Annotated in this window: 12 protein-coding genes; 9 read left to right on the plus strand and 3 right to left on the minus strand. The window is 53.4% G+C overall.

Annotated features, from left to right (window positions below; genetic code table 11):
- Positions 1-343: 343 nt before the first annotated feature.
- The 5 genes from KO492_RS09390 to KO492_RS09410 are packed head-to-tail and all read left to right on the plus strand — an operon-like array spanning position 344 to position 4,655.
- Positions 344-1,624, plus strand: a complete 1,281-nt coding sequence (locus KO492_RS09390; RefSeq protein ID WP_216044720.1) for an NAD(P)/FAD-dependent oxidoreductase — start codon at positions 344-346, stop codon at positions 1,622-1,624.
- Positions 1,621-2,376: a DUF1365 domain-containing protein gene (locus KO492_RS09395; protein WP_216044721.1), complete on the plus strand. Its 756-nt coding sequence runs from the start codon at positions 1,621-1,623 to the stop codon at positions 2,374-2,376. Before KO492_RS09390 ends, KO492_RS09395 begins: the two co-directional genes overlap by 4 nt.
- A complete protein-coding gene (locus KO492_RS09400; RefSeq protein WP_216044722.1) occupies positions 2,376-3,533 on the plus strand; it encodes an SAM-dependent methyltransferase in 1,158 nt (385 codons plus the stop codon). The genes KO492_RS09395 and KO492_RS09400 overlap by 1 nt, the downstream gene beginning before the upstream one ends.
- A complete protein-coding gene (locus tag KO492_RS09405) occupies positions 3,526-4,263 on the plus strand; it encodes an SDR family NAD(P)-dependent oxidoreductase (RefSeq protein ID WP_216044723.1) in 738 nt (245 codons plus the stop codon). The genes KO492_RS09400 and KO492_RS09405 overlap by 8 nt, the downstream gene beginning before the upstream one ends.
- Positions 4,260-4,655 (plus strand): DUF2177 family protein, encoded by a 396-nt coding sequence (locus KO492_RS09410; RefSeq protein ID WP_216044724.1) that lies wholly within the window; start codon positions 4,260-4,262, stop codon positions 4,653-4,655. Before KO492_RS09405 ends, KO492_RS09410 begins: the two co-directional genes overlap by 4 nt.
- Before the next feature lie 183 nt (positions 4,656-4,838).
- Here KO492_RS09410 and KO492_RS09415 read toward each other — a convergent pair whose 3' ends face one another.
- Positions 4,839-5,834 (minus strand): taurine ABC transporter substrate-binding protein, encoded by a 996-nt coding sequence (locus tag KO492_RS09415; protein WP_252735470.1) that lies wholly within the window; start codon positions 5,832-5,834, stop codon positions 4,839-4,841.
- 637 nt (positions 5,835-6,471) lie between these two features.
- Between KO492_RS09415 and KO492_RS09420 the strand changes: the two genes are divergently transcribed.
- The 3 genes from KO492_RS09420 (at position 6,472) to KO492_RS09430 (ending at position 10,068) form a co-directional block, all read left to right on the plus strand.
- The gene (locus KO492_RS09420; RefSeq protein ID WP_216044725.1) at positions 6,472-7,701 is read left to right on the plus strand and encodes an aromatic ring-hydroxylating oxygenase subunit alpha; all 1,230 of its coding nucleotides are present in this window, start codon (positions 6,472-6,474) and stop codon (positions 7,699-7,701) included.
- 85 nt (positions 7,702-7,786) lie between these two features.
- A complete protein-coding gene (locus KO492_RS09425) occupies positions 7,787-8,884 on the plus strand; it encodes a hybrid-cluster NAD(P)-dependent oxidoreductase (RefSeq protein WP_216044726.1) in 1,098 nt (365 codons plus the stop codon).
- Positions 8,885-9,105: 221 nt separating this feature from the next.
- Positions 9,106-10,068 carry a GlxA family transcriptional regulator gene (locus tag KO492_RS09430; protein ID WP_216044727.1) on the plus strand — a complete coding sequence of 321 codons (963 nt, stop codon included), beginning with the start codon at positions 9,106-9,108 and terminating at the stop codon, positions 10,066-10,068.
- Positions 10,069-10,168: 100 nt separating this feature from the next.
- Here KO492_RS09430 and KO492_RS09435 read toward each other — a convergent pair whose 3' ends face one another.
- Entirely contained in the window at positions 10,169-11,059 is an 891-nt protein-coding gene (locus KO492_RS09435; RefSeq protein WP_216044728.1) for a LysR family transcriptional regulator, read from the minus strand.
- 112 nt (positions 11,060-11,171) lie between these two features.
- Between KO492_RS09435 and KO492_RS09440 the strand changes: the two genes are divergently transcribed.
- Positions 11,172-11,909, plus strand: a complete 738-nt coding sequence (locus KO492_RS09440) for an SDR family oxidoreductase (protein WP_216044729.1) — start codon at positions 11,172-11,174, stop codon at positions 11,907-11,909.
- 233 nt (positions 11,910-12,142) lie between these two features.
- On the opposite strand, the gene KO492_RS09445 is transcribed toward KO492_RS09440, so the two are convergent.
- The gene (locus tag KO492_RS09445) at positions 12,143-12,487 is read right to left on the minus strand and encodes a hypothetical protein (protein ID WP_216044730.1); all 345 of its coding nucleotides are present in this window, start codon (positions 12,485-12,487) and stop codon (positions 12,143-12,145) included.
- Positions 12,488-12,622 lie beyond the last annotated feature (135 nt).

Consider the following 12,622-nt stretch of genomic DNA (forward strand, 5'->3'; position numbering starts at 1 on the left):
TTTGCGTCTCTCGATGGAATGATATTTAGGCCTTCACTCCGAGTGTTTAAAGGTGAACAAATATCAGGTTTTTATCCACATGAGTGTGCGTATACGCATATCAAATTTCAGCGATCCATACGCCGATCTTCGTGATCTACTGTAACAATGTCGAAAACGATCAGATTTTGGGATTTTTTGTGCATGATCTGTGTATGTGTGAATATGCACGGAATGTCTGGGGCGCGGTGATGTATGTCAGGGATAGTGCGCCCTCGTGCGTAAAATTCTAATTTCCGGATCACATTTTGATCCAAATGCCTGCTCGCTCCGTAACCCCTACATAGAACAAGCAGGAAATTGTATGACCCTTGATGCTCCCCCTCTTCGCGCTCAACGCATCGCTATTATTGGCGGGGGCATATCCGGCCTGTCGTCAGCCTATTTGTTGGCGCCACATCACGCCGTAACTTTGTTCGAGGCTGCGCCGGAACTCGGGGGTCACGCGCGCACTGTGATGGCTGGGGTCTCTGGCAATCAGGCTGTGGATACGGGGTTTATCGTCTTCAATTACGCCAATTACCCGCATCTGACGCGCATGTTTCAGGATCTCGATGTGCCGGTCGCCAAAAGCGACATGAGCTTTGGCGCGTCGATCGATAACGGAAAGATCGAATACGGGCTGTCCGGATTGCGGGCGCTGACGGCACAGCCGCGCAATCTGGTGCGTCCCGGCTTTGCCCGCATGATCAAAGATATTCTGAAGTTCAACGCCAAGGCCGAAGCGCTGGCAGAGGACGACACGTCCCTGATCGGTGATCTGATGGACGAAATGCAGCTGGGGGCGTGGTTTCAGCGCTATTACCTGTTGCCGCTCTGCGGTGCGATCTGGTCCACGCCGCCGGATGAAATCCGCGCTTTTCCGGCGCGGGCGCTGATCCAGTTTTTCCGCAACCACGCATTGCTCAGCACGTCAGGGCAGCATCAATGGTGGACCGTGGATGGCGGTAGCATCGAATATGTGCGCAGGATGGAGCATCACCTGCGCGGGCGTGGTGTTGCGATCCGCACGGCCACTCCTGTGCAAAGCGTCACGCGCGAAGGCGGGCAGATCAATGTACAGAGCGCGTCTGGTCCACATGCGCCTTTCGATCAGGTCATTTTTGCCTGCCACTCCGACCAAGCCTTGCGTCTTTTGCAGCAACCAACGCCACAAGAGCGCGCGGCCTTGTCGGCCATCCGGTTTCAGGACAATGAAATGATCCTGCATTGTGACACAAGCCAAATGCCTAAGCGCCGCGCGGTCTGGTCCAGCTGGAATTATAAGGCCGATACGACACGGCCGGAGCCTGCGATCGGCGTGACATACTGGATGAACCGGCTTCAGAATATTCCTGATAACGACCCGCTGTTCGTATCTTTGAATCCGTCCATCGAGGTGCCCGAGCATTTGATCTATGATCAGAAGGTGTTCCGTCATCCGGTGTTCGATGCTGCGGCACTGACGGCGCAAAAGCAATTGCGTGAGATTCAGGGCGAGAACAACACGTGGTTTGCAGGGGCCTATACGCGCCACGGTTTTCACGAGGACGGATTTGCCAGCGCCGCCCGTATTGTCCGGCAGATGGACCGGGAGATCGCATGACCCATAGGCCGGAATATATCGCGGGTGTGACGACACACGCACGGCGCGGCTCAATCCGCAATGCGTTTCGATATGGCGTGGACTATGTGCTGATAGACTTGGAGGCCCGCGCCAGAACGCCGATGCTGTTTTCGCGCAACCGCTTCAATCTGGCCTCGGTTTATGATCGGGATCACGGCGGCCCTTTGAAAGACGGACGCGGGGCACCTTGGGCGCGTGATGTTCTTGCGGCGGAGGGTCTATGCGATCCGCAAGTGCAGATACTGCTTCTGACCCAACCCCGTTTTCTGAGATATAGCTTCAATCCGGTCAGCTTCTGGCTGGCTATGCAAGGTGACGCATTGGTTGCAGTCATTGCCGAGGTGTCGACCCCCTTCGAAGATCGGCATTCCTATCTATGTCGCCAGTCGGAGTTTGCGCCGATCACCAAAGACAGCCGGATCGACAGGCCAAAATCCCTGCATGTCTCGCCCTTTCAAGAGGTCGCGGGGCGGTATGAATTCACATTCGATCTTCAACCAGAGACGATCAATATCACAATCCTGTATCGCAACGGCGCGGAGGGTGTGGTCGCGACCCTGTCTGGCAATCGTTCACCCCTGACATCCTCACGTTTGGTCAAAGCCAGTTTGCGTCGGCCTTTGGGCGCCATGCGCACAACCATTCTGATCCATTGGCAGGCACTGCGCCTGAAACTCAAGGGTGCCAAATATCGCAGGCGGCCCAGCCCCCCAACAAATGAGGTATCCTGATGCTGTTCCTGACCAAGCGCGTAAAGCACGATTTCTTGGAAACTTGTGCGCAAATCCAATCCGGAAGCCTGCGTCTGCATACACCTGAAGGCGAGATTTATCACTTCGGTCACGGGCAACCTGCCGCCGACATGCGTATCTACGACTGGTCGGTTGTAACAGCCATCGCCTCACGCGGCGACATCGGGCTTGGCGAAACATATGTGGCGGGGCTTTGGGATACCTCGTCCATCCAAGACCTCACGACCGTTGCTTTGAACAATCTCGGAAATTTCAGCGATTATGCCTATGCGGGGTTCTGGAACAGTCTGAAGTTTCGGGTCGTGAACCGTTTGATGCGTGCCAATTCCCAACGGGGTGCCGCCCGCAATATCCGCGCGCATTACGATGTGGGGAACGAGTTCTATCAACTCTGGCTCGATGAGAGCATGACCTATTCGGCTGCCATGTTTGCCCCGGGAGATCACGACCTTGGCCGTGCGCAAGCGCGTAAATATGATCGTGTTTTGGACCGGATCGGAGCCGCAGAACGTGTTCTGGAGATCGGTTGCGGGTGGGGCGGGTTTGCGGAACGGGCTGCCGAGACGGGGCGTCATGTCACGGGTTTGACCATTTCGCCAAGCCAAAAGGGCTATGCCGACGCACGCCTTGATGGTCGGGCCGAGATCCGGTTGCAGGACTATCGCACCACCACCGGACAATTCGACAGCATCGTTTCGATCGAGATGATCGAAGCTGTGGGACAGGATTACTGGCCGACGTATTTCGCAACGCTCAAGGCGCGTCTGGCACAGAATGGTCGCGCCGTCATTCAGGCGATCACGGTGCCCGACAGCTATTTCGACACATACAAACGCAGCTCGGACTACATCCGTCACTATAGCTTTCCCGGAGGCATGTTGTTATCGAACAAGGTGATTGCCGATCAGGCTAATGATGCGGGCCTGATCGTGACGGGGAGTCATGCCTTTGGGGGCGACTATGCCCGCACATGCGCCATCTGGAACGACAGGCTTACGCAAAAAGCCGACCGCATTCTGAAGCTCGGCTATGACAAGAGTTTTCTGCGGAATTGGCAATTCTATCTCGGCATATGCGCGGCCTCTTTTTCGGTCGGTCAAACCGATGTTGTTCAGGTGGAGCTGGCCCATGCCTGATGCAGAAACAATCTGGATCATTGGCGCCAGTGACGGCATCGGCGCGGCTTTGGCGCATGAATATGCCAAACGCGGAGCGCGGTTGGTTTTGTCCGCGAGATCAGGCGACCGGTTGCAGGAACTCGCGAGCGCACTTGGCTCCGACCACATTGCGCTTCCTCTTGATGTTGCAGACCGTGCCAGCTTTGAGGCTGCGGCGGCGCAGATTGCGCAAATCGGGCCGCTGGACCGCGTGGTGCATCTGGCCGCGCAGTATGATCCGGGAAAAATTGGCGATCTCGACCCGAACATGGCCGCTCACATCGTCACAACCAACCTGACGGGCAGCTTTCACGTCGCCCAAATCGCACCGCCGCTGATGCGGGCGGGCGGGCAACTGGCGCTTTGTGGTTCTGTGGCTGGCTATTTCGGATTGCCTCAAGGGCAGATCTACTCGGCCACCAAGGCGGGCGTGATCAATCTTGCCCAATCTCTGCGCGCAGAGCTGGCCGGACGTTTCGATGTGCGTTTGATCAGCCCCGGCTTTGTGGATACCCGCCTCACTCAGCGCAATGACTTTCGAATGCCCGCCATGGTCACTCCGGAAACGGCAGCGCGCGCCATCTTAGATGGTCTGAACGGCCGCAGGTTTGAAGTGCATTTCCCGCGCCGTCTGACCCTCGCGCTGAAGTTGTTGCGCATTCTGCCCTACCGGCTCTCTCTGCCCCTAACCGGAAAGCTGACACAATGAAAATCCTCATCCTCTACGCTGTCACTGCCATAATATTTTTCGCCGTGGATGCTATTGGTCTGCGCGTTTTGATCAAGCCGGTGTTTGAACGCCATATCGCACATCTCTTCGTAGACCCCTTTCGCGGTTTGCCTGCGGCTTTGTTTTATATGGGTTATGTTGCCGGTCTTTTGTGGTTCGTGTCTGTTCCTGCCTATCGCTCGAATGACCCGCTGGCGGCCTTGATCGGAGGCGTGCTTTTGGGGCTCTTGGCCTATGGCACCTATGAATTTACCAATTACGCAACATTGCGGGACTGGTCGATGGAACAGGTGGTTGTCGATACGCTCTGGGGTGGAGTGCTGACCGGATTGTCCGCGTGGGCAGGTGTGATGCTCGTGCGCGTGCTGTAGCCATTGGCATGTGCTCTGGTTTGGCTGAGCGATGAGATATCCGGTTTAAAGGTTCGAAAGAAGGCCACAACTTTTCAACATAGCCTGTCGCTGTAAAGCGCGTCAGAGAATTGTCTTGATAAAGTCGGCCCGTTTGGAAAGACGTGGTCCAAAAGGGCCGACAAAGTTATCATCCAGCTTGATTTACTGGGCCACAACGTTTTCCAGAGGGCTTGTTTCAATCAAAGAAACATAGCTCGGCAGAACTTGGGGCAGGCTGCCAATCTCGTGAAAGAGTGTTGCCACCCCTCCCAAATAGGACCCGAGGCCACCTCCCAACCAAATTTCAGAGAGTTGTTCCTCTGCTGTCGGGAACTGGAAATTATCAATGACGGATGCTGCGTTATCGACCTCCATACCTGCGTCTTTGGCGATGACAGCAAGCATTTCATCACGATACTCACCTGTGTTCCACATCTGGTTCATCTCTTCGGTGACGCTCAGAAAACCAGCTAACAATTCCGGATTTTCATTCGCGAATTCCGTGGTGGTCGTGATGAGATCCGAGGATAAGACACCGATTTGCTCTTTTTCTGCGCCGCTCAAAAGAACATTGCCGTTCTCCAGCATGCGTGTCAGCGCACCACCCCAGCCACAGACAACATCAACACTTCCCTGATCAAATGCCGCGGCACCTTCGGCGGGGGCCATATCGACGATACTCATGGTCGAGGTGTCGACGTCAAAGTATTCCATTTGCTGAAGGAAGCCGTAGTGCGCGCCGGATCCGACCGGAAGAGCCACTCTGAGGCCTTCGAGTTCAGATGCATTGTCCTTGTCGATTTCCAAATGTGCGGCCACGACGCAATTTTCGTTTTCGGGATAGGACGAAGCAATACCGACAATGCGGAGGTCTTGTCCTGCAGAGGCTGCGGAAATGAATGGCGGCACACCTTGGCTATATGAGATTTGAACATCGCCAGCGGCCATTGCCGCAGACATCGCAGTGCCTGTATCGAATGCGACCCAATTTATCGGGACGCCGAGCTTTTCATCGTAAATTCCATTTGCCTTGGCATATTCGAAGGGCATCGGCCATTCGAGGAAATAGCCGACAGTGAATCCGTCTTGGGAGAAGGCTGCAGAGGCGGCTGTTGCTGCAAAGAGAGTTATGGAGGAGAGGCGGACTGAGCGTTTCAATGGTAACTCCTTGTTGGTGGCGGACCAGTTTCTGATCCATGGCGTTTTAAATTTGGTTGCCTTCGGAACTGGCCCGGCTGCACTGGAACAATTTTAACCTCGTAATATCAGATGATTAACTGTAGTTTGGGCGCGTGGATTCCGTTGCTTTTGCATGACGTTGTGGCGTCACGGGTTGTTTTGTAGTGGTCGGCTTCAACTTTTCCGAAGAACCCGCCAGCTGATACAATTCTAAATGGGCAAAAAAACGTGCCGACAATAATTAGAAAATTTGTTCAGATATAAAGAACGATACGTTCATGTTTTATAAACACGCGTCGCGAGGTCGGCCCTGTTCATTATTCGCGACTTGCACAGTTTTAGGTCTGAAAAAAAATTCTGGATGTCTATTTTGTGTTCGCGGATGTCGTTTTCAAACAATCTTCTCTCAAAGTCACTGTTTAGGCTGAATGCACAAGATGACATTCAGACAACGTCGCACATTCCACTAAACGCACAATAAATAAACTTTCTGAGCGCAGAGAGATCTTGTGTGTCAACTCACGCGGCGTTTGACGGTGGGAATCTGACCCAAAAACCAGGAAAGAAGAGGCCCCTTTGCCAATTCTGCCCCCAGAAATGCGGTAGGAGAACAACGATGCACGAGAAGACAGTTACGCACTTAACCCGTCGGAAACCAGGTTACACATTGGATCGTACTTTTTACACGGATGCTGAAATTTATCAGGATGATCTCGAGGAGATCTTCTTTAAAGAGTGGCTTTTTGTAACCCCGGCCTGTGAACTGCCCCAAGCGGGCAACTATGTCACTTACAATATTGCAGACTATCGTATCGTCGTCGTGCGTGGACAAGATGGTGAAGTCCGGGCATTCCATAATACCTGCCGGCACCGTGGCTCTGTCATCTGCAGAGAAGCCAAAGGTAGCGCGGCAAAGCTTGTTTGTCCGTATCATCAGTGGACTTATGAGCTTGATGGTTCCTTGCTTTGGACCCGAGACATGGGCGAGGACTTTGATCCGACACAACACGGTTTAAAACAGATACATTGCCGCAATCTTTCCGGCCTTATTTATATCTGTCTTGCCGATGACGCGCCTGAATTCGACAGCTTTGCCGAGGCGCTCCATCCCTATATCGCACCCCATGATCTGGAAAATGCGAAGGTCGCCCATGTGTCGCGGATTGTTGAAAATGGCAACTGGAAACTCGTATGGGAAAACAACCGTGAGTGTTACCACTGCTCCGCCAACCACCCCAGCCTGATCCGAACCTTCCCTGAAGATCCGCGGGTTTCATTTTTGGGTGAAGGCGACGCGCCGGCCTATATTTCAGAGCATTTTGAAGCCTGCGAAGCAGCCGGGCTGGCCGCAGAGTTCAAGGTCCCAGCAGATGGTCAGTACCGCTTGTCCCGTATGCCTTTGGTGCCGGGTACAAAGAGTTTCACCATGGATGGCGCACTTGCGGTTCCCAACAAACGGCTTGGAACGGTTGAGTGGGACTATGCTGGTGTGTGCAACAAGTTCCATTATCCCAGTACATGGGCATATTTCCTGCCAGACCATTCCATGACGTTTCGGGTCACCCCGATTAGCCCGACAGAAACCGAACTGGTTACGAGTTGGCTCGTGCATAAGGATGCCGTAGAGGGCGTTGATTATGACCTGAAGCACCTGACAGAAGTTTGGGAGGCGACGAATGATGAAGATCGCAGAGTTGTCGAAGACAACCAACTCGGGGTCAATTCACCTGCTTTCGAGCCGGGTCCGTATTCTCCTGCGCACGAAGTGAGTGTGGATGCGTTTGTTGACTGGTATTGCAACAGACTGGCCACACGCATGGCCTCACTGCGATCTGCAGCAGAATAACGCACTGAAACATATCAGCTAAAGCAGATGTCGCACAATCTCATGCGGCATCTGCGTCTCCTGACATCCAAAAAAGAGCGCGCACATGAATAATTATTCTCGGTTTCAGGGAGAAAGTTTGCAGGATGCAAACATTTGGAAAGACGATGAGCCTCTCGAATGTGTTTCGGTGGTGCCGGAAGCGCCAGATACGGCAAGTTTTTCATTTCGGGCACGCTCCGGTGCTAGCTTTGCTTACAAAGCAGGGCAATTCCTTACATTGAAAATTCCTCATCCTGACGGGGTGATATATAGAACCTATACAATTTCGTCATCGCCAACCCGTCCGCGCCTGCTCACCATCACTGCGAAAGCACAGTCAAATAGCCAAGGCACAAGATGGTTGCTGGATCATCTCAAACCAGGCATGCAACTTGATGCAGTAGGGCCCGCCGGGACATTCACGAATGCTGACAGCACGGCGGATAAGTTTCTATTCTTGTCTGCCGGTTCAGGCATAACGCCGATGATGTCTATGCTCACAGCCATGTGGGACGAGGGGCGAACGCTGGATGTGAACCTGATTTCATGCGCGCATCGCCCATCGGACATTATTTTCAAGCAGCGCCTAGAATACATGACGGGTCGAGCCGAAGGTCTCGATGTGAAATTCATTGTGTCACAACCGGACAAAGCCCAGCCTTGGACGGGCTATCAGGGCCGGTTGAACCGAGAAATATTGCAGCTTGTCGCTCCTGATTTGTTACAGCGCGAGATCTATTGCTGTGGCCCACAAGAGTTCATGCTTTCGGTGAAGGAGATGCTCGTCAACCTTGACTATGATATGACACACTATCATGAGGAGAGCTTCTCCGAGGCTACAGAAGAGCCCGGTTCCGAAGTTCTTGCCAATGACACTCCGGTAGATACTGTGTCGGATACTTCGCATGAGGTATGTTTCACGCAGTCCGAACGGACCCATCTATGCGAGCCTACGGAAACCGTCTTGGCGGCAGCGCGGTCTGCCGGTCTTGTTATCCCTTCAGGATGTCAATTTGGTGTTTGTGGCACATGCAAAGTGAAAAAAATTCAAGGCGACGTCGAGATGACTCATAATGGCGGGATCTCAGAGGTCGATATTGAGAGCGGCTATATTCTGGCGTGTTGTTCCCGCCCGTTGGGAAAAGTCTTGATAGAAGCCTGATCACACCTCTCTATTGAAGTGTCGTTGCCCGTTCTTATGCTTCTGTAGATGCATTGGGGGGCGACTCTCACCCGTATTTTGACAAGATAAGAAAGGTCGCCAATGACAGTTAGCTCCCAGAATAGACCGAAATTGCAAACGCCCTCATGCCGGTCTGCTTTCGTTTCCTTCGGGAGGGCATGCCGCGCCCTTCTTCTACAGCAGGATAGTTAAGCATCACGATGAGCGAGATTTCTGTCGTCATATTGGTTGAGCCGGGGTTTATCCCGACAGAGCTGTCTTTGGTTCAGGATGTCTTACGCATTGCCAATCGCCTCAGCAGGTCTTTGAAATTCAAGACCCAATTCTGCAGTGTGTGCGAGAACAAAACCGTAGAAGGTCTGGGAGGGCTTTTCGTAAAGACCGTAGATATAGGTGAAATATCACTCAATGCGCCGGATCATTTTGTGGTATTGGGGGGCGCGGGGCTCGAAAAGAATTTTAGAAAAATCTATTTTTCTATCAGAAGTTTTGAACGGAAAGGCTCCGAGGTGTTGCTCCTGTCAGATGCAGCATCAGAATGGAAACGCCTCAATCCTGACGATCCGTTGGTGACAACACATTGGGAAAACCACCAGCTTTTACAAAACATTTATCTTGGTGACTATGTGGCACTGCCCTTATATTCCCGCCGCAACCGTTTCACCAGTGGTGCCGGGATGATGGCCACTGCTGATATTGTGCTGAACACCATTGTGGCCCCCCGTTCGGCAGGGCTCGCACATGCCGTCAGTCGGGTCTTGTTGATGCATGCCATTCGCACTTCAGACGTGGGGCAACCACGCAGCGAAAACGACATTTCACTTCTACAGCAAGCTGGACTTGAGCGCGTCATTCAGCTCATGGAAGAAAATCTGGAAACGCCGTTGAGCATCTCTGTGATGTCGAAAATGTCTGGATGTTCAATACGGCAATTGGAGCGTCGGTTTCAAAAAGTCTTTAATTGCACGCCTCAAAAATTTTACCGATCCCTCCGTCTTAAAAGAGGCAAGACATTGCTTGAACAAACCGCGATGCCGATATCGGAGATTTCGGTGAGCCTTGGATTCTCGAGCAGTTCTGCTTTTTCCCGCTTGTTTGTGCGCGAATACGGCATCACCCCCTCAAGGCTCCGAGCGCTGAGTTACTCCTCATCTGCCGGATAGGGTATGTATGACGATTTTTGGGTCTGCTGATCTCTCACCCTTGTTAGACTGTGAACTCGGGCCTGATGGGGTGCCATGTTAGAAAAGAGGTGTTTGAATACTACGAAGCCCGTGATCCGGGTTCGCGAAACAGTGTTTCGGCCCAGTCAATAAAGACCCGAACACGCGGCGAAAGTTGTTGGTGACGAGGATAGAGCAGCGACACCGGAGAGGGCTGGGGCGCATAGTTTGGCAGGATTTCAATCAGTGAACCGAGATCGAGATCCTGCTTTGCATGGTAACGTGGAATCTGAATGATCCCCAAGCCCTGACGTGCCGCCGCGATATAGCTTTCGGCTGCGTTGACGGAGAGGCGTGTGGGAAGCGTGACTTTCGTCGCCCCGAATTCCAGTGGTAGGATGGCTCTTGTCGCGGTCGAATGAAATCCGACCATGAGGTGTCCGTCGAGTTCATCGGGGCTCAGAGGTGTCCCGTGGCGGGCAAGGTAGTCCGGTGCGGCCAGCGTTACTTCATCGAGCATGGCCACCCTTCGTGCGATCAGGTCGCTGTCCTGTGGCTCCCCGACACGTAACACGCAGTCGACGCCTTCCGGGATCAGGTCCACGAGGTGGTCGCCCTCACTCATGTAGACATCAAGATCAGGATAGGAGGCCAGAAATTCCAGGAGATGCGGCATTACATAGTGTCGCGCCAGTGTGCCGTGAACGTCGATGCGTAACTGCCCTTTCGGCTTGGCTCCGGCGAAGGCCTCTTCGGCTTCCTCAACATCGGCAAGAATTGCAAGGCACCTCTGATAGTAGGCTTCACCATCCAGCGTTGGCGTAACCGTGCGGGTGGTGCGTTGCAGCAGTTTTACACCGAGCCTGGCTTCGAGATGTTTGATGGCATCTGTGGCGGTGGAGCGTGGAATGGCAAGGTCCTCTGAAGCCTTGGTGAAGCTCCGGCGTTCAACGATCCGCGCGAAAACTTGCATTGCGTCCAGTTTGTCCATGGCAAGCCTTTTGTCCGAAATTAAAGAACAGTGAAGACGAGTTGTGGCAGATTATCCGGAATGCCGCGAGGTCTATATGTGGTTCAGGGTCAACAATACTCAGGAGACGCATATGTCTATTCAGAACAAAACCGCCATTGTTACTGGCGGATCGCGCGGGATCGGAGCCGCGATCGCCACGCGTTTGGGCAAGGAAGGTTTTAACGTCATCGTCAACTATGCCGGTTCCGAGGTCGCTGCGGAGAAGGTGGTGGCTGAGATTGAGGCGTCCGGCGGAAAGGCCGTCGTGGCGCAGGCTGACGTTGCTGATTCCGCTGCGGTGAAACGGATGTTCGATCTTGCCGAGAGTGCCTTTGGTGGCGTCGATGTGCTCATCAACAACGCTGGGATTATGAAGCTCGGTCCGCTTGCTCAAGCCGATGATGCGCAGATCGAAAGCCAGATTGATATTAATCTCAAGGGCCCGATCAATACCATGCGCGTGGCGGCTAAGCGGTTGCGCAATGATGGGCGGATCGTGAACCTTTCGTCCTCTGTCGCTGCGCTAAAGTTCGAGACTTACGGCATTTATGCAGCGACCAAAGGTGCGATAGAGGTGCTCACGGGTATCCTTGCCAAGGAAATGCGCGGACGCGGGGTCACGGTCAATGCTGTTGCTCCGGGACCGACCGGCACAGAGCTGTTTCTGGACGGCAAATCTGATGCGGTGATCGAGAAATTGTCCAAGGCCAATCCCTTGGAGCGTCTCGGAACGCCAGAAGATATCGCCAATGTCGTAGCGTTTCTTGTCGGTCCTGATGGGGCGTGGGTGAATGGGCAGGTTCTGCGGGCCAACGGGGGTATGATCTGAGGTGGACTGAATGAACGGTTGTGTCCATCAACATAAAAATGCCGCCGGAAGGGGACTCCGGCGGCATTTCTGATTTCCATCCGCCCTGAGCACCAAGGCTCAGAGCGAACGGGACCACCTCTTGAAGCGTTTCTCAAAAAACTTGAGGCATTCAATTTTTGAGAAACGCAGTAACGTCAATGAAGTGTGGATATGTTTTTCGCTCAATCTGATTCAGATTAAACGAAAACGTTTTATTGGTAGTTGTTGATGCTTTTGTCGGCGAGGGTTGCGCCGTTGGAGCCGACGAGGACGAACTCAAGGTTGGCTTCTGCAGCGCCTGCGTCGAGGCTGACTTTCACATCGGTGTTCGCGCCGGCGTTCACGTCGGTCGAGCCGAGCAGAGCCACTCGTTCGCCACCGTGGACGGAGTAAACTTCGAGAGTTGCCGGAGCTTCGGCACGCACGAGTTCAACATTGGCAACGGTTTTGGTGGAGGACTGGTTGCCCGGGATGATGTAGTTGGGGCCTGCAACAGCGGCAGTGCCTGCAACAGCAACGATAGCGGCGGCGGTCAGTGTTTTGAGGGAGAATGTCATGGTTGTGGTCCTTTTCATTTCATTTCTAGTTGTGGGTGACGCGGTCTGTTCGTTTTTGCGTCTCTCGATGGAATAATATTTAGGCCTTCACCACGGATGTGTAAAGGTGAACAATTATCAGGTTTTTATCCACAT

This window comes from Celeribacter halophilus, from assembly GCF_018860305.1.
In the GTDB taxonomy this organism is placed as follows: Bacteria; Pseudomonadota; Alphaproteobacteria; order Rhodobacterales; family Rhodobacteraceae; genus Celeribacter; species Celeribacter halophilus_A.